The sequence below is a fragment of the Paramagnetospirillum caucaseum genome, assembly GCF_000342045.1.
Classification (GTDB): Bacteria; Pseudomonadota; Alphaproteobacteria; order Rhodospirillales; family Magnetospirillaceae; genus Phaeospirillum; species Phaeospirillum caucaseum.
Genome location: NZ_AONQ01000003.1, coordinates 62650 through 82829 on the forward strand (window position 1 = coordinate 62650; position 20180 = coordinate 82829).

Annotated in this window: 18 protein-coding genes and 1 riboswitch; of the genes, 8 read left to right on the top strand and 10 right to left on the bottom strand. The window is 68.0% G+C overall.

Translation table 11 applies throughout. The features are described from left to right. Window positions 1–185: 185 nt before the first annotated feature. Both H261_RS01940 and H261_RS01945 read left to right on the top strand, forming a co-directional pair. Window positions 186–1964, top strand: coding sequence for an HD family phosphohydrolase (locus tag H261_RS01940; protein WP_008613733.1), 1779 nt, complete (start codon window positions 186–188; stop codon window positions 1962–1964). A 3-nt stretch (window positions 1965–1967) separates the two neighbouring features. After that, entirely contained in the window at window positions 1968–2489 is a 522-nt protein-coding gene (locus H261_RS01945) for a dihydrofolate reductase family protein (protein WP_008613734.1), read from the top strand. Here the strand turns inward: H261_RS01945 and H261_RS01950 are convergent. The 3 genes from H261_RS01950 to H261_RS01960 are packed head-to-tail and all read right to left on the bottom strand — an operon-like array spanning window position 2474 to window position 5766. Beyond that, window positions 2474–3787 (bottom strand): TAXI family TRAP transporter solute-binding subunit, encoded by a 1314-nt coding sequence (locus H261_RS01950; protein ID WP_008613735.1) that lies wholly within the window; start codon window positions 3785–3787, stop codon window positions 2474–2476. The genes H261_RS01945 and H261_RS01950 overlap by 16 nt on opposite strands. 22 nt (window positions 3788–3809) lie before the next feature. After that, the gene (locus H261_RS01955) at window positions 3810–5396 is read right to left on the bottom strand and encodes a copper resistance D family protein (protein WP_008613736.1); all 1587 of its coding nucleotides are present in this window, start codon (window positions 5394–5396) and stop codon (window positions 3810–3812) included. Between the two features lie 10 nt (window positions 5397–5406). Then, complete coding sequence (locus H261_RS01960) at window positions 5407–5766, bottom strand: copper resistance CopC family protein (protein ID WP_052004127.1); 360 nt, start codon at window positions 5764–5766, stop codon at window positions 5407–5409. A 160-nt stretch (window positions 5767–5926) separates the two neighbouring features. Here H261_RS01960 and H261_RS01965 point away from each other — a divergent pair, with 160 nt between their 5' ends. Then, a complete protein-coding gene (locus H261_RS01965) occupies window positions 5927–6892 on the top strand; it encodes a glycosyltransferase family 2 protein (protein ID WP_008613738.1) in 966 nt (321 codons plus the stop codon). Here H261_RS01965 and H261_RS01970 read toward each other — a convergent pair whose 3' ends face one another. Next, entirely contained in the window at window positions 6893–7309 is a 417-nt protein-coding gene (locus tag H261_RS01970; RefSeq protein ID WP_008613739.1) for a bacteriohemerythrin, read from the bottom strand. Window positions 7310–7356: 47 nt separating this feature from the next. Next, a complete protein-coding gene (locus H261_RS01975; protein WP_008613741.1) occupies window positions 7357–8124 on the bottom strand; it encodes a DODA-type extradiol aromatic ring-opening family dioxygenase in 768 nt (255 codons plus the stop codon). Window positions 8125–8216: 92 nt separating this feature from the next. On the opposite strand from H261_RS01975, the gene H261_RS01980 reads away from it, so the two are divergent. From H261_RS01980 to thiC, 3 genes are all read left to right on the top strand, one after another. After that, the gene (locus H261_RS01980) at window positions 8217–9146 is read left to right on the top strand and encodes a LysR family transcriptional regulator (RefSeq protein ID WP_008613742.1); all 930 of its coding nucleotides are present in this window, start codon (window positions 8217–8219) and stop codon (window positions 9144–9146) included. A 219-nt stretch (window positions 9147–9365) separates the two neighbouring features. Continuing rightward, window positions 9366–10130: an SPOR domain-containing protein gene (locus H261_RS01985; protein WP_008613744.1), complete on the top strand. Its 765-nt coding sequence runs from the start codon at window positions 9366–9368 to the stop codon at window positions 10128–10130. Window positions 10131–10178: 48 nt separating this feature from the next. Beyond that, window positions 10179–10291, top strand: a riboswitch (TPP riboswitch). A gap of 55 nt (window positions 10292–10346) precedes the next feature. After that, window positions 10347–12203 carry a phosphomethylpyrimidine synthase ThiC gene (gene thiC, locus H261_RS01990; RefSeq protein WP_008613745.1) on the top strand — a complete coding sequence of 619 codons (1857 nt, stop codon included), beginning with the start codon at window positions 10347–10349 and terminating at the stop codon, window positions 12201–12203. A 76-nt stretch (window positions 12204–12279) separates the two neighbouring features. Here the strand turns inward: thiC and H261_RS01995 are convergent, their stop codons facing one another. Continuing rightward, window positions 12280–13005 carry a pentapeptide repeat-containing protein gene (locus tag H261_RS01995; protein ID WP_008613748.1) on the bottom strand — a complete coding sequence of 242 codons (726 nt, stop codon included), beginning with the start codon at window positions 13003–13005 and terminating at the stop codon, window positions 12280–12282. 222 nt (window positions 13006–13227) lie between these two features. Between H261_RS01995 and H261_RS02000 the strand changes: the two genes are divergently transcribed. Beyond that, a complete protein-coding gene (locus H261_RS02000; protein ID WP_008613750.1) occupies window positions 13228–15651 on the top strand; it encodes a bacteriohemerythrin in 2424 nt (807 codons plus the stop codon). A gap of 98 nt (window positions 15652–15749) precedes the next feature. On the opposite strand, the gene H261_RS02005 is transcribed toward H261_RS02000, so the two are convergent. Both H261_RS02005 and H261_RS02010 read right to left on the bottom strand, forming a co-directional pair. After that, window positions 15750–17111, bottom strand: coding sequence for a GH1 family beta-glucosidase (locus H261_RS02005; protein ID WP_008613753.1), 1362 nt, complete (start codon window positions 17109–17111; stop codon window positions 15750–15752). 50 nt (window positions 17112–17161) lie between these two features. Continuing rightward, on the bottom strand, window positions 17162–17446 hold the full coding sequence (locus H261_RS02010; RefSeq protein ID WP_008613754.1) for an acylphosphatase: 285 nt from the start codon (window positions 17444–17446) through the stop codon (window positions 17162–17164). 130 nt (window positions 17447–17576) lie between these two features. On the opposite strand from H261_RS02010, the gene H261_RS02015 reads away from it, so the two are divergent. After that, a complete protein-coding gene (locus tag H261_RS02015) occupies window positions 17577–17966 on the top strand; it encodes a hypothetical protein (RefSeq protein ID WP_008613755.1) in 390 nt (129 codons plus the stop codon). Between the two features lie 12 nt (window positions 17967–17978). On the opposite strand, the gene H261_RS02020 is transcribed toward H261_RS02015, so the two are convergent. Both H261_RS02020 and H261_RS02025 read right to left on the bottom strand, forming a co-directional pair. After that, on the bottom strand, window positions 17979–18386 hold the full coding sequence (locus H261_RS02020) for a rhodanese-like domain-containing protein (RefSeq protein WP_008613757.1): 408 nt from the start codon (window positions 18384–18386) through the stop codon (window positions 17979–17981). Next, window positions 18383–20164 (bottom strand): potassium/proton antiporter, encoded by a 1782-nt coding sequence (locus H261_RS02025; protein WP_235062845.1) that lies wholly within the window; start codon window positions 20162–20164, stop codon window positions 18383–18385. Before H261_RS02025 ends, H261_RS02020 begins: the two co-directional genes overlap by 4 nt. Between the last annotated feature and the right edge of the window lie 16 nt (window positions 20165–20180).

A 20180-nucleotide genomic window follows, 5' to 3' on the forward strand; every position in this document is an offset into this window, starting at 1 on the left:
TCTCCTGTGGTCCGGCGCACAGGGGAGTACGATCCCGCCTTGCCGTCAAGGCCGACATGCCCCAGATAAGTTTCAGACACAAATGTGATAAGATGTAGTGTCCTCACCCGACTTCACGCCATGGCCGTTTCGGCGTAGGCTGGTCGGGGTTATCGCTTGATCTTCCCTGAGGGGGATGGCTGTCCATGGCTTCGGTCCATAAGAAGGAAGAGCGTTACCGGACGCTGATCGAGCTGGGCATCGCGCTGTCGGCCGAACGCAACCACAATCGCCTGATGGAGAAGATTCTCCTGGGCGCCAAGAGCATGTGCAACGCCGATGGCGGCACGCTCTACCTGATGACCGAGGCCAAGGACGGGCTTCGCTTCGAGATCATGCTGAACGACACGCTGAACATCGCCATGGGCGGCACTACGGGAAAGCCCATCCCGTTCCCGCCGCTGCGCCTCCACGACGACCAGGGCGAGCCCAACCACAAGAACGTGTCCAGTTCCTGCGCCCTGACCGCCCAGACGGTCAACATCGCCGACGCCTACGACGTGGACAAGTACGACTTCACCGGCACCAAGGCCTTCGACGCCAAGACCGGCTACCGTTCCAAGTCGTTCCTCACCGTGCCATTGAAGAACTACGAGGGCGAGGTGATCGGCGTCATCCAGCTGATCAACGCCCGCGACGGCCGCAACCGCATCGTGGAATTCGGCCCCGACATCACGCCGCTGATCGAGGCCCTGGCCTCCCAGGCGGCGGTGGCGCTGGACAACCAGCGCCTGATCGAGGCCCAGAAGAATCTGTTCAAGAGCTTCATCCAGGTGATCGCCGGCTCCATCGACGCCAAGAGCCCCTATACCGGCGGCCACTGTCACCGGGTGCCGGCCATCACCTTCATGCTGGCCCAGGCGGCCTGCGACGCCACCGAAGGCCCCTTCGCCGATTTCTCGCTGACCGAGGACGAGTGGTACGAGCTGGAAGTGGCCGGCGGCCTGCACGATTGCGGCAAGGTCACCACCCCGGAATACATCGTCGACAAGGCCACCAAGCTGGAGACCATCTACAACCGTATCCACGAGGTCAGGATGCGCTTCGAGGTGGCCAAGCGCGACGCGGTCATCGCCTATCTGGAAGGGCTGGTGGCCGGCGAGGAGAAGGCCGACATCCTGAAGGCCCGCATGGATGCCGAACTGGCCCAGCTGGATGCCGACTTCGCCTTCGTCGCCGAATGCAACGTGGGCGGCGAGTTCATGGCCCCCGACAAGGTCGAACGGCTGAAGGCCATCGCCGAGCGCAGCTGGGTCCGCACCCTGGACGACACCATGGGCCTGTCCCTCGACGAGACCCGGCGGCGCACCGGCGACGAGCCCAAGCCGCCGGTGGCGGAGAAGATGCTGGCCGACAAGGACTGGCACATCGTCCCCCACGAGATCAACGTGGACGTCAGCCGCTACGATTCCGAGGGCTTCAAGATGAAGCCGCTGGAGCACCGCTACAATCTGGGCGAGCTGTACAATCTGGCCATCGGGCGCGGTACCCTGACGGCGGAAGACCGCTTCAAGATCAACGACCACATCGTCCAGACCATCTTCATGCTGAAGGCCCTGCCGTTCCCCAAGAACCTGTCGCGGGTGGCCGAATGGGCCGGCGGCCACCACGAGAAGATGGACGGCGGCGGCTATCCCAAGGGCCTGAAGCGCGACGAGATGTCGCTGCCCGCCCGCATGATGGCGGTGGCCGACATCTTCGAGGCGCTGACCGCCGCCGACCGCCCCTACAAGAAGCCCAAGACCCTGTCGGAATCCCTCAAGATCATGTCGTTCATGGTCAAGGACCAGCACATCGATCACGAATTGTGGGAACTGTTCCTGACCTCCGGCGTCTGGAAGGAATACGCCGAGAAGTACCTGCGCCCCGAACAGGTGGATGCGGTGGACGTCTCCAGCTACCTGCCCAGGAAGGCGGCCGAATAGGGAATGGACGCCGGCTTTCGCGCCTATATCGCCGCCAGCCTGGACGGCTACATCGCCGATGGCGACGGCTCCATCGCCTGGCTCAAGCCGTTCGATGCCATCGATTACGGCTTCGACGAGTTCATGGCCCATATCGGCACGGTGGTGATGGGCCGCACCACCTACGAGCACCTGCACGCCATGGGGCACTGGCCCCACAACGACAAGCGCTGCATCGTGGTCACCTCGCGCTCCATGGACACCGCCCCCGACAACGTCGAGCCCTGGGTGGGCGACCTCGCCCAGCTGGTGGCCGAACTGAAAGCCTCGGCCGCCGGCGACGTCTGGGTGGCGGGCGGGGCCAAGGCGCTGCGCGCCTTCCTCGATCTCGGCGCCATCGACCATTTCGACCTGTTCGTCATGCCGGTGCTGCTGGGCCGGGGCCGCCCGCTGTTCGAGCCCAGCGAGCGGTGCGGCCGCATGACCCTGCTGGGGGCCAAGACCTACATCAACGGCGTGGTCCGCCTCAGCTACGTGGTGGGGTGAGGCGCGCCGCCTCCCCGCCGGGCCATGGTCAGCGCCTCGCGCGCCGAATCGTAGGCCAGGCGGAAGGCGTCCAGCCCGCGCGGCGAGATGCTGCCGTCGGCCAGTCCGCCCAGCACCTCGTCGAGCACCGCCTCCAGCTCGCTCTCCACCGCGTCCAGTTCCGTCCCGTCCCGGCCGGCGCGGGCCCGGTCGCGCAATCCCATCAGCGCCTGGGCGCGCCGCCCGGCGTGGATGGGGGCGCGGCGGAACACCGTGCCGTAGAGGGCGGCGGCGCCCGAGCCCAGGATGCCGGCCGCCGACAGCCCTACGTAAAGCAGGTCGGAATAGCGGTCGAAGAAGGTCTTCACGTCGCTGGCCACGTACTGGTCGGCGCCGGGATGGATGGCGATCAGCCCGCCCTTCTCGGTGGCGGGCGGCTCGATCCGGGTGGCGAAGCTTTCCTCGACGGCCAGCTGGCGGCCGCTTTCGAACAGGGCGCGCATCAGGTCGACCACCTGGGCTTCCGGCATCTTGGCGCGGGCCACCAGGATGCGCTGCAGCGCCACCGTCTCCAGCTCCTCGTCGGGAATGCGCGGCGAGCCGACCAGCAGCCCCGCCTCCAGGGTCTCGGCATAGAGGCCGGGCATCTTGCGCTCCAGGGCCTTGGCGTCGCGGATGGCGTGGACGGTGAAGCCCTTCAGCCTGTGCGCCAGATCCTGGAAATCGTCGGCGCCGGACAGGCGCGACAGCGGTTCGAGCACCACCACCACGTCGGCGGCCCCGCCGGGGCCGAGCAGCTGGTCCAGCGCCGCGCTGGGTGGCACGGTGCGCAGATTGATCAGCTTGGGATCGTGCTTGTACTGTTCCAGCAGACGGCGGACGAAGGTCTCGTTGCGGCCGTCGCGCCCCACCACCACGGCGCGGCGGCGCTCCATGTCGGCCAGCGACTTGAACTTGCTCCGGGGCGGGGTGATCAGCAGCAGCACCTCCTCCTCCAGGATGGCGATGGCCCGGGCGCTGGGGGGGATGCGGCGTTCGTCGGTGCGCACCACCACCAGGTCGGCCTCGTGCTGGGCGAAGCGCGGCAGATTGTGGATGGCGGCGTCGCTGGCCAGCACTTGCAGGCGGATCGAGGCGCGGTTGTTGGTCAGCACCTCGGCCAGCTTGCGGGCGAAGCGGTGCTCGGGCGAGGCCTCGGGGCCGACGGCGATGGTGACGGTGGTGGGCTTGTAGTACCAGTACCCCACCGCGCCGACCACCAGGGCGGTCAGCGCCAGGGTCAGCAGGGCGAGCAGCAGGATCTTGGTGCGGTTACGCATTAATCCCGCCTCCCGTCCGCCGTCAGGGCAGTTCCCGGTAGAACATCAGCAGCACGCCGACCATGGAGAAGCATACCGGCCACAGCAGGCCGGCGACCCGCCGGGCCCTTCCGTCGCCGCGGATTTCCAGCCAGCGCAGCCAGCCGGCCATGACGCCGAACAGGCCCATGGGGATGTGGCTGAACTCGATCAGGAAGCGCTCCTTGACGTCGGTCAGGGTGTGGTTGTGCACCAGCAGCAGCCCGGCCCCCACCGCGCACAGGATGGGGAAGATCAGGGCGGCGCGCTCGCTCTTGAGGCGGCCGGTGCGCACCGCCCATTCGAACAGGCCGAAAGGAAACAGCAGCAGCCCCACCACCCGGTGCTGGAAGACTTCCGGGTCGGCCAGGGTCTCGAAGAAGCCGTGCGGACCGATGGGCCAGCTTTCCGGGTCCGAGCGGATGATGATGGCGGTGCCGATCACCAGGAACAGCAGCGGCCAGTGCCGCGCCGGGCCGACGCCCATGCGGTGCGCCATGGCGCCCAGGCCCATGGCGAGCACGAAGATGCCGGCCCAGTTGTGGTTGAATTCCGACCACATCCTGTCGGCGGTCTCGCTGGCGGCGGTCTTCTCGATGCCGATGGAGAGGGTCTCCGACGGCGGGCTGACCAGGCGCGGCGCCCGCACCGGCGCCATGCGCTCGACGATCTCCATGATGGTCGCCTGATGCTGGGTCTGGTCGGCGGCCGGCGGCTGCGAGGCCATGGAGGCGGCGATCATCAGCACGGTGACGCCGATGCCGATCTCGACCTCGGCGAAGCGGCGCAGGCGGAACTGACCCTTGTCGGCGGCTTCCGAGCGGGTGGACTTGCGGTTCATGGCCGCCAGCAACAGCAGCACCGACAGCAAGATGATCTTGGCTCCGGTCATGATGCCGTAGGCGGTGCCGATCAGGGCGCCCGGCGTGGAGATGTAGCCCCAGGCCAGCATGGCGGCGCCCAGCAGCAGCAGCCCCACCGCCCCGGTGAACAGGTGCGAGAAGCGCATGCCGACCAGCAGGCGGTCGCGGGATTCCTTCACATGGGTCAGCGCCAGCAGCATGAAGGGAATGCCGCCGATCCAGAGCGAGGCGCCGGCCTGATGCAGGGCGTCGGCCAGGATGTAGTACTCGCGCTCGTCCACCCGGGCGAAGGCGTGGCTGGACATCACCGAGGCGCCCAGCACCACCGCCGCCAGCAGCGCCATGGACGGCACCTGGGCCGGGTTGGCCTGCATGCGCGCCGTCACCGCCAGGGCCATGGCGGCGGTCGCCATGATCAGGTTCCACTGGACGAAATCGGCGCCCATGGCGTCGCCGGGCTCGATCTTCAGCCCGGCCACCAGTTGGGAGAGGTTGGCGAAGATGGACAGCCCGGCCACCAGGGCCAGGGCCAGGCCGCCCCTGGCGGTCCAGGTCAGGCCGGTGCGCTCCATGGCCAGGACCCGGCCGCCCAGCTTGGGGGCCAGCGGCCGGGTGAAGCCGAACAGGAACAGCACGCCGCCCAGGATCACCGATTGGGCGGTCAACTGGAGCCCGCGCAGGATGACGGCGAAGAAGGCCAGGATGTCGGGAGGCAGGGTGGTCAGCATGGCCGCGCTCTTAGGGGGTGATGGTGATGAAGGGAACCTGGCCGCGGCTGACATGGCCGTCCACCGACAGCACGTCCCAGAACAGGGTATAGCGGCCCGGCCCCAGCCCCTCGACGCGGGCGATCAGTTCGGCCTCGCTGGCGCCCTGCAGGGGGGCGAGGGTCTTGGCCCCGCCCGCCCCCTTGAGCGACAGGCGCGAGCGCTTGGCGTCGATGCGGCTGTTGTAGCGCAGGCGGAACTCCACCTTGCTCCCCACCACCTCGGCCTCGGCGGGGGGCGAGGATTCCACCAGGACGGCGTGGGCGCGGGCATCGGCGGCGGCCAGAAGCCCCACGGCCACCATCAGCGGAAACAGCACGGATCGGATCATCGGATGAAAGCCCCGCAAGCGGTCGGAAGTTCGGGCCTGACCGTGCCATGGACCAGCGTTGCGGGCAAGTCCACAGCGCAGGGAAAACCCGCAAAGCTGCGTTGCTCCGAAAGGGCCATGGTGCGATGCTTGCGGCATCGCTCTTGCCGGACGGATTGTCATGACCGCGGATTCGCAACCGATTTCGCCGCCCACCCTGTCGGTGGTCATCCCCTGCTACAACGAGGGGGAGAACGTCGCCCTGCTGTTCGGCCGGCTGCTGCCGGTGCTGGAGGGGCTGGCGGTTCCGTTCGAGGTGATCTGCGTCAACGACGGGTCGCGGGACGACACCCTGGACCGCCTGCTGGAGGCGCAGAAGGGCGAGGCGCGCCTCAGGATCGTCGACCTGTCGCGCAATTTCGGCAAGGAGAAGGCGTTGTCCGCCGGGCTGTTCCACTCGCGCGGCCGGGCGGTGGTGCCCATGGACGCCGACCTGCAGCACCCGCCCGAGGCCATCGCCGATCTGCTGGCCAAATGGCGGGAAGGCTTCGAGGTGGTGTTCGCGCGGCGCGACGCCCGCACCGGCCAGGGCCTGTCGGAAAAGCTGTTCGCCAAGGGCTTCTACTGGGTGTTCGACCACCTGTCCGACGTACGCCTGCCGCGCGAGGTGGGCGATTTCCGCCTGATGGACCGCAAGGTGGTGGACACCATCAACCGCATGCCCGAGCGCTCGCGCTTCATGAAGGGCATCTTCGCCTGGGTGGGCTACCGCCAGGCCGAGATCGTCTATCACCAGGGCGAGCGGGCGGCGGGAACCACCAAGTTCAATTCATGGAAGCTGCTGCGTTTCGCCTTCGACGGCCTGACCTCGTTCTCCAACTTCCCCCTGCGCGTCTGGGGCGGAGTGGGCGCCATGATCTCGTCGCTGGCTTTCCTCTACATCGTGTTCCGGCTGATCCGCGCCATGATCTGGGGCGTCGACCTGCCCGGCTACGAATCCATCCTGATGTCGGTGCTGTTCCTGGGGGGCATCCAGCTGCTGACGCTGGGCATCATCGGCGACTATCTCGGCCGGGTGTTCGACGAGGTCAAGGGCCGGCCCCTGTTCATCGTCCGCCAGCTCTACGAGCCGGACGGGACGGGCTGATCAGGCGGCTCCCCCGCCGGAGACGGGTTCGGCATAGGGGCGGTAGCGCAGATCCTTGCCGATGATGTGGCGCATCAGCCACTTGGACAGGAAGTCCAGGGTCTCCGACGCGGTCACCGAGGCCGGGTTGTCCAGATGGCGGCTCCGCATGTCCAGCACCTCCTTGACCATGGAGCGGTGCACCGCCTGATGCTCCTCCAGGTCGGGATAGGAGCAGGCCGCCAGCAGCTTCTCCTCCTCGGCGAAGTGATAGCGGGTGTAGTCCAGCAGGTCGGCCAGCACGCTGTCCACGGCGGCGGCGGCATCGCCGCTCATGGCGTCGAATACCTGGTTGATCAGGTCCACCAGCTTCTTGTGATGCTCGTCCATGCGCGGCACGCCGACGCTCAGGTTTTCCGTCCACTGCAGATAGGCCATGGGCCACCCCTCATTTAACCTTGATCAAGTCTAGCATGGGGCGGGGGCTACCGGAACCCGTAGGCGTCCATGGCCAGCACGCCGGAATCCACGCCGCTATGCAGGCGGACCGCCTCGCCGCGGGCGGCGGCACCCAGGGCGACGAACAGCGGCAGCAGATGCTCCTCGGTGGGGTGGTTGTGCTCGGCATGGGGGGCGCGGGCGCGATAGTCCAGCAGCGCCGCCACATCACCCTGCTCCGCCTTTTCGGCCAGCCAGCCGGTGAACTCGGCCACCTCGGGCTCCACCGCCGCCTCGGTGCGGCGGCGGTAATAATCCTCGAGATTGTGGGTGGCGGCGCCCGAACCGATCACCAGCACGCCCTCGGCCGCCAGGGGCGCCAGCCGGCGGCCCAGGAAGTAGTGATGCGCCGCCCCGGCCTGGGGCTGCACCGACATGGGCACCACCGGCACGTCGGCCTCGGGCCACATCAGGCTCATCACCGACCAGATGGAATGGTCGATGCCCGCGCCGGGATCACGGCGGCAGGCGGCCCCCAGCCGGTCGGCGGCCCGGGCCGCCACCAGCGGCGCGCCGGGCGGCGCATAGCTCAGCTGATACAGTTCCGGGGGAAAGCCGAAGATGTCGTTGATCTTGTCCGGCCAGGCGGCGAAGCCCAGCACCGGCTGGCTGGTCTGCCAATGGGCGGAGACGGCGATGATGGCGGACGGCCTGGGCACCCTCCGGCCCAGCTCCATCAGGAAGCGGCGGGTGGGAGTGTCCTCCAGCACCATCAAGGGCGAGCCGTGCGACAGGAACAGGGTGGTGAAATCCATGGTCTTTCCCTCCAGCCGGAAAAGAATACCCTTTCCGGCGGGCCCGCAACAATGCAGGATGATTTAAACATATTGTTGCCTGGGAGGCATCGATGACGCCCCGTTTCGATACGATCCTCGCCTTCGTTCGGGTGGCGGAAACCGGCAGCTTCTCCGAGGCGGCGCGGCGGCTCAGCCTCTCCAAGTCCATGATCAGCCGTCAGGTCTCGGCGCTGGAGGCCGATCTGGGGGTGCGGCTTCTGCACCGGACCACCCGCTCGCTGTCGCCGACCGAGGCGGGACGGGCCTATCTCGAACGCTGCCAGCGCATCCTGGCCGATTTCGACGAGGCCAACCTGCTGGTCAGCCATCTGCAGGCGGTGCCGCGCGGCCGGCTCAGGGTCAGCGCGCCGCTGTCCTTCGGCGTCGGCCACCTGTCCGCCTGCCTGCCCGGCTTCCTGGAGCGCTATCCCGAGATCGAGCTGGAGATGGGCCTCACCGACCGCCACGTGGATCTGGTGGAGGAAGGCTGGGACGTGGCGGTGCGCATCGGCCGGCTGGCGGATTCGTCGCTGATCGTCCGCCGCCTCGCCCCGGTCCGCCGGCTGGCGGCGGCTTCGCCCGCCTATCTGGAGCGGCGCGGCACCCCCGCCCGCCCCGAGGACCTGGCCGGCCACGACTGCCTGACCCACGGCACCATGATCCATTCGGAATGGCGCTTCATCGAGGGTGACGGCAAGCCCATGCAGGTGGAGGTCAAGGGACGCTTCCACGCCGACAACGGCGACGTGCTGCGGGACATGGCCCTGGCCGGCCTGGGCATCGCGCTGCTGCCCAGCTTCTTTCTCGGCGACGACATCCGGGCGGGAAAGCTGGTGCCGCTGCTGGAAACCTATGTGCCGCTGGATTCGTCGCTCAACGCCGTCTATCCCCACGGCCGCCATCTCTCGCCCAAGGTGCGGGCCTTCGTGGATCATCTGGCGGCGAGCTTCGGTCCCGAGCCCTACTGGGACCGGGGCCTCACGGCACCAGGGACCAGGTAACGCCGCGCCGGCGGCGCGGCCGGGGCGGCATGGCGGCGGCACGGCATGGCGGCCGGATCAGGGAGGCGAGGGGGGCGAAGGGGGCCCTGGCTCCGTCCAGAACTTCCAACAGCGTCGCCCAGTCTGTAAGGTCTAGTGGCATGACAGCACCCAAGGATCGGCATCGGGGCCGCAGACGGCTCCGGATTTGAGACTACTCCCTTGAACGGATGGCCTTCTGTGAACCCGTGCGCAAAACTCAGGTATTTTCTTCCGCTGCTCGCCCTGGGCCTGCTCGCCGGCTGCTCCGACGCGCCGCCGCCCATGCAGACCGTCCGCGACCACTATTTCTACGGCGGTCTGGCGGCGTTCCACGAGGACATGCACCCCGAGGCCGCCCGCCAGTGGCAGCGTGCCGCCGAACTGGGCGACGGCGAGGCGGCCCGCAACCTGGGCCATCTCTACCGCCAGGGACTGGGGGTGGAGGCCGACGGCCACATCGCCGCCGCCTGGTACCAGGTGGCCGCCGATGCCGGGGTGATCAGCGCCGAATACAATCTGGGCATGCTCTACATGAAGGGCGGGACCGGCCTGCCCGCCGATCCCGCCGAGGGCCTGAAGCGGCTGGGCCAGGCGGCCGCGGCGGGCTTCATCCCCGCCAAGGCCGAACTCGACCGCCTGGCCGCGCCGCCGCCGCCCGCCGCCGCGGTGGCGGCAGCCGAGCCGCCGCCTTCCGCGGCCGAGCCCCCCGCGGCCGAGCCGGCTCCGCTGCGCATGCAGATCGGTTCGTACCGCACCAAGGCGGCGGCGGAACAGGACTGGAAACGCCTGCGCCTCAAGACTCTCCGCCCCGAGGTCGTCGCCAACACGGTGGAGGGCCAGGGCCGCTGGTACCGGCTGGTGGCGGTGGGCCCGCCCGAGGCGGTGGAAGCCTTCTGCGGCTCGGCCCAGGCCAAGGGCATGTCCTGCTGGTCGCGGAATCGGCGGAACCCCGTTGCAAAATAAGGTCTTGTAAAGCTTGACTCCCAGGCCGGGAAAAGCCCAATCTTTGCCATCTTTCCGAAGGGGAGCCCCGCTCGAGGGGCTGAGAGGCCGGCCATGGGCGCCGGCGACCCTTGGAACCTGATCCGGGTCATTCCGGCGAAGGGATCGGAACTTCCCAAGCTTCCGCCTCCTCCCGTCCGGACCCTGCCCGCCGCCAGCTGCGAAGGAAGCACGACGATGTCCGAGTCCGCCCTGAAGATCACCACCGGCCCCCTGCCGGGATCACGCAAGATCTACGTCGAGGGATCGCGTCCCGACGTCCGGGTGGCCATGCGCGAGATCGACCTGACGCCGGGCTGCGGCGAGCCGCCGGTGCGGGTCTACGACTGTTCCGGCCCCTACACCGACCCGGCGCTTTCCGTCGATATCGCCAAGGGCGTGCCGCGGCTGCGCGAGCAGTGGATCCTGGAGCGCGGCGACGTGGAGCATTACGAGGGCCGCGCCCACCGGCCCGAGGATGACGGCCTGAAGCCGGGCGAGACCATCGGCGTGCCGGTGTTCGACCGCGCCGCCCTGGGCCTGCGACCCTTGCGCGCCAAGCCGGGCAAGGCGCCGACCCAGCTGGCCTATGCCCGCGCCGGCATCATCACGCCGGAGATGGAATACGTCGCCATCCGCGAGAACATGAAGCGGGCCGAGCTGCACGCCGCCGCCGTCCGCGATGGCGAGGATTTCGGCGCCGACATTCCCGACCAGTGCACGCCGGACTTCGTGCGCGCGGAAATCGCGCGTGGCCGCGCCGTGCTGCCGGCCAACGTCAATCATCCGGAAGCCGAGCCGATGATCATCGGGCGCAACTTCCTCACCAAGATCAACGCCAATATCGGCAATTCCGCCGTGGCCTCCTCGGTGGAGGAGGAGGTGGAGAAGATGGTGTGGGCCACCCGCTGGGGTGCCGACACCGTCATGGACCTGTCCACCGGACGGCACATCCACGCCACGCGGGAATGGATCATCCGCAACTCGCCGGTTCCCATCGGCACGGTGCCGATCTATCAGGCCCTGGAGAAGGTGGACGGCAAGGCCGAGGAGCTGACCTGGGAGATCTTCCGCGACACCCTGATCGAGCAGGCCGAGCAGGGCGTGGACTATTTCACCATCCATGCCGGCGTGCTGCTGCGCTACATCCCGCTGACGGCGAAGCGGACCACCGGCATCGTGTCCAGGGGCGGTTCGATCATGGCCAAGTGGTGCCTGGCGCACCACAAGGAGAATTTCCTCTACACCCATTTCGAGGACATCTGCGAGCTGCTGAAGGCCTATGACGTGGGCTTCTCGCTGGGCGACGGGTTGCGCCCCGGCTCCATCGCCGACGCCAACGACGCCGCCCAGTTCGGCGAGCTGGAGACCTTGGGCGAGCTGACCCACAAGGCCTGGGCCCACGATTGCCAGGTGATTATCGAGGGGCCCGGCCACGTGCCCATGCACAAGATCAAGAAGAACGTGGAAAAGCAGATCGAGCTGTGCGGTGAGGCGCCGTTCTACACCCTCGGGCCGCTGGTCACCGACATCGCGCCGGGCTACGACCACATCACCAGCGCCATCGGCGCGGCGATGATCGGCTGGTTCGGCACCGCCATGCTGTGCTACGTGACGCCCAAGGAACACCTGGGCCTGCCCGACAAGCAGGACGTGCGCGAAGGCGTGGTCACCTACAAGCTGGCCGCCCATGCCGCCGACCTGGCCAAGGGCCATCCCGGCGCCCAGGTGCGCGACAACGCCCTGTCCAAGGCCCGCTTCGAATTCCGCTGGAAGGACCAGTTCAACCTGTCGCTCGACCCGGAAAAGGCCCTGGCCTTCCACGACCAGCACCTGCCGGCCGAGGGCGCCAAGCTGGCCCATTTCTGCTCCATGTGCGGCCCGAAATTCTGCTCCATGAAGATCAGCCAGGAAGTGCGCGACTTCGCCGACGCCCAAGCCGGCATGGCCGAGATGAGCGAGAAGTTCGTGGCCGAGGGCGCCGAAATCTACCATACCGAGCCGGCCCAGGCTCATCACGCCGAGACGCAGCGGGCCAAGCCGGCGGCGGAGTGATCCATGCGGGCGGGACGCCCGCGCTCCGGGGAGAGGCTGTTTCCTTGGAGTGCGGGCGTCCCGCCCGCTTTTCGTCCTACCGCCTCTCCTCGGCGGTGAACAGGGTGGCCAGGGCCTCGGTCACCCCCGGCGGCACGTTGCGGGCGCCGTCGAACACCGTGTGCAGCAGATCGGCCTTGGCGAAGTCGGCGCCGTCGAGATCGGCCCGCACGAAGCGGGCGAAGCGCATGGACGCCCCCGACAGCCGCGTTCCCTTGAGGTTGGCGCCGGTGAAATCGGCCCCTTCAGCCGCCGCGCCGGTCATGTCGGCGCCCGACAGATCGGCCCCGGCCAGTTTGGCCTCCTCGAACACGCCGCGCAGCATGTAGACCCCGGCCATCTTGGCCTGCGACAGGTCGGCGCGCTCCATCAGCACGTCCTTGAGGAAGGCGCCCTTGAACTCGGCGCCCACCAGCCTGGTGGCGATCAGGTTGGCCCCGAACAGATAGGTGTCGCTGAGATCGGCCCCCGTCATGTCGGCTTCGTCGAAGATGGCGTGGAACAGGTCCGCGCCGGCGAACACCGCCCCCTTCAGGCTGGCTCCGCTCAGATTGGCCCATTTCAGGTTGGCCTTGGCGAAGCGGGCGCCGTCCAGCCGGGCGCCGCGCAAATCGACGTTCTCCAGCATGGCCCCGGAAAAGTCGCAGCCCGTCAGGTCGGCCCTGGGGGCCGGGCGGCACTGGGCGAAGGCCGGACCCGCCGACGGCAGCAACCCCGCCGACAGCAGCAACACCGCCGGCAACAGCAACAACAGACGACGCATGGCGCCCCTCCCACTCTCTCCCCACTGTCATCGACATGGGGCGGCGCGGGCCGGACTTAAAGGGGTATATGCCATATACGTTAATGCCTGCTCGATACCTTGGTATGTAGGAAGTTTGTATCATTACGCTTTCTTCCTATCCCTCCCATTCTAAAGGACTGTGTGCCTTGGGTGCGCACATGCGCCTCGGCGCGGCCGTCGGCTTCTTGGGGGGAAGCGCCAATGTTCAATCTCAACGTTTCTGGCCGCATCTATGCGGGCTTCGGACTGGTCGTCCTGCTGCTGGCGGCGTTGGCCGGGCAGTCGATCATCACATTGGGCAATACCGGCGGCCATCTGGCCGACTATGCCCATGTCTCCGACAACGCCCTGCGGGTGCTGCGGATCAAGGCGGCCTTCACCGAAATCCGCCGCAACGTCGTCGTCTTCGCCAACAATGCCGACCCCAAGCTCCTGGAGCAGGTCCGCGCCATGCAGGGCGTGGTCGCCAAGACCCTGCCCGAGGCCGTCGCCGCCACCGCCGACGCGGGACGCAAGGCCAGCCTGACCAGGATGCAGGAGCTGTTCGCCGCCTATATGGCCGATTTCGACAAGGTCGCGGCGCTGCGCACCTCCCGCGACGACCTGGTCAACAACCGCCTCAACGTGGTCGGCGCCACCGCCCGCAAGGACCTGAGCGAGATCGCCCACGGCGCCATGGAGGATGGTGATTTCGAGGCGGCGGCGCAGACCGGCATCGCCGAGGAAGCCCTGATGCTGGCCCGCCTCAACGCCACCAAGTTCCTGGCCACTCCCACGGAGGAGCTGAACACGGAGGTCGAGGCCAATATCGCCCGCTTCGTCGCGGAAGCCGAGAATCTGTCGAAGCGGCTGCGCAATCCCGAACGCAAGCGTCTGGCCGGCGATGCCCTCAATAACGCCAAGGCCTATCGCGACGCCTTCACCGCCGCCTCGACGGCGACCCGCAGTCTCGACACCCTGGTGTTCAAGAATCTGGTGGGCCTGGCCATCCAGTTTGCCGATCTGGCCGACCAGACCGTCGCCTCCCAGGACCAGGCCATGCATCACGAAACCGACGAGATCAAGGAGGAGATGGCGCGCAGCACCACCACCACCTGGATCGGCGCCGCCCTCGCCCTTGGTCTGGCCGGGTTGCTGTCGGTGCTGATCGCCCGCTCCATCGTCACGCCGCTGTCGGCCATGACCGGGGCCATGACCGAGCTGTCCAAGGGCAACAAGACCGTCGACATCCCGGCGCGCGAGCGCACCGACGAGATCGGCGCCATGGCCACGGCCATGGAGATCTTCAAGGAAAACACCCTGAAGATGGACAGGCTGCAGGCCGAGCAGGAGGCGAACAAGGTGAAGGCCGAGGCCGACCGCAAGGCGGCGCTGCATCACATGGCCGACACCTTCGAGGAAAGCGTCGGCAAGGTGGTGCAGACGGTGACCTCGGCTGCCACCCAGCTGCAGGGGGCGTCGAGCCAGATGGCCGGCACCGCCCACGAGACCAGCGCCCAGGCCACCAACGTCGCCTCGGCGGCGCAGCAGGCCTCGGCCAACGTAGAGACGGTGGCCGCCGCCACCGAGGAACTGGCCGCCTCCATCTCGGAGATCGCCAAGCAGGTGGAGCGCTCGCAATCCGTGGCCTCCCGCGCCGAGCAGGAGGCGGAAAGCACCACGACCCAGGTCCGCTCCCTGTCGGACAATGTGGGCCGCATCGGCGAGGTGGTGGTGCTGATCAACGACATCGCCGCCCAGACCAACCTGCTGGCCTTGAACGCCACCATCGAGGCGGCGCGGGCCGGTGACGCCGGTAAGGGTTTCGCCGTGGTCGCCAACGAGGTCAAGAACCTCGCCAACCAGACCGCCAAGGCCACCGACGAGATCGCCAGCCAGATCAAGGCGGTGCAGGAAGGGACCGGCAACGCGGTCCGGGCCATCGACACCATTTCCAAGGTCATCTCGGAAATGGGCGAGATCAGCGCCTCGGTCGCCTCGGCGGTGCAGGAACAGACCGCCGCCACCGCCGAGATCGCCCGCAACGTCGAGCAGGCCGCCGCCGGCACCACGGAAGTGTCCAGCAACATCGACTCGGTGGAACAGGCGGCCCGTGAAACCGGCCACGCCGCCGAGCAGATCAGCGAATCGGCCACCGACCTGTCCAAGCAGGCCGAATTCCTGCGGGCCGAGGTCGGCCGCTTCCTGCATCAGGTCCGCGCCGACAAGTCGGACATGCGGCTGCTGGAATGGGAGAATGCCCTCAATACCGGCGTGGCCTCCATCGACCGCCATCACCAGGAGATGTTCGACCAGATCAACCGCTTCTACGGCGAGATGATGAGCGGCAACGGCGATGCCGCCATCAAGGGCATCATGACCCAGGTCGGCAAGTCCTTCGAACCCCACTTCCGGGAAGAAGAAGACATCATGACCCGGAACGCCTTTCCGAGCCTGGACGAGCACCGCCGCCGCCACCGCGAGTTCCTCGACAGGTTCGAAGGCCTGAAGCGCGAGGTGGAGGCCGGCAAGGACGGCGCCACCGGGCGGATGTTCCAGTTCGTCGCCGGCTGGTTGAAGGAGCATATCCGCCACGAGGACGGCCGGCTCGCCACCTTCCTGCGGGACAAGAAGGCCGTCGCCTGACGGCCGGCGGAGCGGAGGGAGCCGACTTACGCTCCGCCGGCCTCCGCGCCGGTGAGGGAACCCCCTCCGCCCAGGGGCGGAAGGGCTGACGGTCCCGGTTATTCCACCCGGCCGGTCCTGATCACCTCGGCGAACCATTTGTAGCTGTCCTTGGGGGTGCGCTTCAGGGTGTCGTAATCCACCCGGATGATGCCGAAGCGCTTGGACAGGCCGTAGGCCCACTCGAAATTGTCCAGGAGTGACCACACCAGGTAGCCCTTGACGTTGCAGCCGTCCTTGACGGCGCGCGCCACCTCGGCCACGTGGTCCCGGATGAAGGCGACGCGCTCGGCATCGTGGACCTGGCCGTCGGGGGCGACCACGTCGTCATAGGCGGCGCCGTTCTCGGCGATGAACACCGCCGGATTGCCGTACAGCTCCTTGAACTCGCGCAGCAGATCGTAGAGCCCGTCGGGCTGCACCGGCCAGGCCATGGCGGTCCAGCGATCGCAATGGGCGTCGCCCCAGAACACGTCGAAGGGGTGGCCCTCCTCGTGCTTCATGGTCATGCGGGAGTAATAGTTGATGCCCAGCATGTCGATGGGGAACTTGATGGTCTCCATGTCGCCCGGCTTGACGATGGGGGCCATCTTCTCGGCCAGCACGTCGGGAATGGCGCCGCGCATGACGCCGTCCAGCGGCACCCGGTTCCACACCGCGTCCCAGCGGATGGCGGCGGCGCGGTTCCTGGGGTCGTCGTCCTGGGAGCGGCAGGGCTGCAGGTTGATCACCGTACCCAGCACCGCGTCGGAATGCTCGGCCCGGATGGCGCGCAGCGCCGTGCCCTGGGCCAGATTCTGGTGGTGCAGGGCCTTGAGGATGCCGTCCTCGCCCAGCTTGTATCCCGGCGCGTGCTCACCGATGCCGTAGCCGATGATGGCGACCACGTTCGGCTCGTTCAGCATGTACCAGTCCTTGACCCGGTCGCCCAGGCGCGCCGTCGCGATGCGGGCGTATTCGGCGAAGGGGCCGACGATGTCGCGCCCCTGCCAGCCGCCCTTGTCCTCCAGCGGCTGCGGCAGGTCCCAGTGGTAGAGGCAGGCCATGGGCTTGATGCCGGCCTCGAGGATCTTGTCCACCAGCCGGTCGTAGAAATCGAGGCCCTTCTCGTTGATGGCGCCGGTCCCCGCCGGGACGATGCGCGGCCAGGCCAGGGAGAAGCGGTAGGCGCCGAATCCCGCCGCCTTCATCAGGGCGATGTCCTCGGGGTAGCGGTGGTAGTGGTCGCAGGCCACCTTGGCGCTGGACCCGTCCATGATCTTGCCGTCGGCGGTGAACTTGTCCCAGATGGTCATGCCGCGCCCATCGGTGTCATAGGCGCCCTCGATCTGGTAGGCGGCGGTCGACGCCCCCCAGAAGAAATCCTTGGGGAACTGGCGCCCTCCCTTGGGGGCGGCATCGGCGGCTTTGGCGATGGTCATGGCGGCGGCTCCAGCTAGGATTTGGCGGCGGGAAAGAGAGAGTTTCATGATCAGGCGGTGGGGCGCTGGTGGAAGCCCGACGGCGGCGCTTCGGACGAGCTTTCGCTCTCCACCCGGGTGACCAGGGCGGCGGGCGGCCCCCGGTGGCAGGCTTCGACCATGTCGCGGACCAGATGGGAGGGACCGTGGAACAGCGCCTCGACCCGCCCGTCCACCAGGTTGCGCACCCAGCCCGACAGCTTGCGGGCCTGGGCCTGCTCGACCGTCCAGCCCCGGAACCAGACTCCCTGGACCCGGCCCTCGATCAGGACGCGAACGGTGACCTCGCCTGTCATCTGCGCTCCTCCATGGGAATATATAACCACGCCCGCCGCACTCCCGGAAGGGGGGATGCTTGACCGGGCTCAATGTGGCCGGGGCGGCAATGCTGTTTTGGTGGGCCACCCTGCCCACGGAGCCCCCGCCATGAACATGATCGCCCCCGAACCCCAGGCCGAAATGCTGACCCTGCTGGAACACGCCGTCGTCGCCCATGCCAACGTGGTGCAGGTCCGCGTCGCCGGCGATCAGGCGGTGATCGAGATTCTGGCCACCGGCAGCGTGGTGGTGTCGCGGGAGATGCCGCTGGCCCGCTGCGCCGACCTGCTGCCTGCCGCCTTCAGCCTGTGCGACGAATCCGAGGACTACCAGTACAATACCTCGCGCTCGGCCCGCATGACCGGCCTCAAGTCGGCACTGCCCAAGGGCTTGACCATGGTGTTCCTGCAGTTCTTCCCGGCCCGCGACGGCCAACGCCACCTGGTGGCGCGGCTGACCTACGACAGCGACACCTGCTGCGGCACCTGCGGCGGGTGAGGGAAGGGGGGATCACCCCTTCCTGTGTTCGGGCTTGGGCCCCACCGGCCCGCCCGAGTCCTTCCAGGCCTTGAAGCCGCCTTCCACATGGGCGACGGGGGCGAGGCCCATGTCCTGTACCGCCCGCGTCGCCAGGGCCGAGCGCCACGCCGACTGGCAGTAGAAGACGAAGCGCTTGGCCTGGCCGAAGACCTCCTTGTAATAGGGGCTGGTGGGGTCGACCCAGAATTCCAGCATGCCGCGCGGCGCGTGGAAGGCGCCGGGAATCATGCCTTCGCGCTCCAGCTCGCGCACGTCACGGATATCCACGAACACCATGTCATCTCGGCCATGCAGGGCGATGGCCTCCGCCGTGGGAATGGTGGTGATCAGGGCGTTGGCCTCGTCGATCAGCTGCCGATGGGTTTTCACCAGGGTCATGCGCGTTTCCTCATCCAGCGTTTCAGCATCGCCTTCAACTCGGTTCCGGTCTGGAACACCGGCAGCCGGGGGGCGTCGATGCGGGTGGGTTCCACCGCCAGGCCGATTTCCGAGATGTGGTCGTTCCAGCTCAACCCCCGCACGATCAGTTCCACCTCGCCCAGCGGCACCCGGTCGCCGATGCCCGGGTCGTGGCCCAGTTCGCGCACCAGCCAGTCGGCGGCGGTCATCTCATGATCGGCGGGCTCGACCGGCAGGCCGTAGAGCAGGGCCAGGTCCTTCATGTGGGCGCCGGGCTCCAGGGCGAAATCGCCGAAGAAGCGCGAATCGGCCTCGGCGGCGGGGGCGGCCGAGGCGAACAGGCGATCCAGGTGCGGTACCCGCTCGGGCCGGGCGAACAGGAAGACGGTGTCGCCGGGCTTCAGACCCTTGGCGGCATGGGCGGAATAGGATTTCCGGTCGCGGACCACCAGGGACGGCTCGGCCCAGCGCGGCAGACGCTGGCCGCGCGCCACCAGGGAATCGGCGACGATGCGGTAGGACACCAGCTCGTGCCGCGCGCCGGGGATTTCCAGTTCCAGGCGCTCCACCGGGCCGATGCGCTTGGGCACGATCTGGCCGAGGAAGCGGGCGACGGCGCCGATGGTCCAGCCCTGCAGGCTGAGGCTGACCAGCACCACCAGGAAGGCGACGATGAAATAGTCGCGCCCCTGGGGCAGGCCCACCAGCATGGGCAGGATGGCCAGCAGCACCGAGACCGAGCCGCGCAGGCCGACCCAGGCGACGAAGGCCGTCTCGTTGCGGCTGAAACCGTAGGGCAGCAGGCAGATCCACGCCGCCAGGGGCCGGGCCACGAAGATCAGCACCGCCGCGACGGCCAGGGACTGCCAGGCGAAGGCGGGGAATTCCGCCGGCGTCGCCAAAAGGCCCAGCGTCAGGAACATGACGATCTGGGCCAGCCAGGTCAGCCCGTCCTGGAAACGGCGCATGGTCTCGGGCGCGTTGATGCGGGCATTGCCCGCCACCAGCCCGGCGACGTAGACGGCAAGGAAGCCGCTGCCGTGCATCTCCTCGGTGGCGGCGAACAGCGCCATGGCGAGGCTGAGCGCCGCCAGGGGCTGCAATCCGCGTTCGAAGCCCATCTTGTTGACCGCCAGCACGATCAGCCCGCCGCCGAACATGCCGGCCGCCGCGCCGATGCCGAACTTGGTGACGAACTCCATGCCGATGGCCACCGGCGAGACCGGCCCCTTGGAGACCAGCAGGCCGACCAGCGCCAGGGTCAGGAAGATGGCCATGGGATCGTTGCTGCCCGATTCCACCTCCAGGGTGGCGCGCACGCGGTCGCGCACGTGGATGCCGCCGACCCGCAGCAGGAAGAACACCGCCGCCGCGTCGGTGGAGCTGAGGATGGCGCCCATCAGCGCCGATTCCAGCCAGCCGAAGTCCAGCAGGAAATGCACGGGGACGGCCACCACGGCGGTGGTGACCACCACGCCGCCGGTGGCCAGCGCCGTGGCCGGCCACAGGGCGGCGCGGAAGGTCTTGAGGCTGGTGTGGAAGCCGGAATCGAACAAGATGATGGCCAGGGCGACGCTGCCGATCATGTAGGCGGCATGGACATTGTCGAACTTGATGCGGCCCAGGCCGTTCTCGCCCGCCACCAGCCCGACGCACAGGAACACCAGCAGCAGCGGCGCGCCGATGCGGAAACTGAGCAGACTCGAGAAGATGCTGAGCGCGACCAGCCCCGAGACGATCAGAATGGCGGTGTTCATGGATTCGATCATGGGA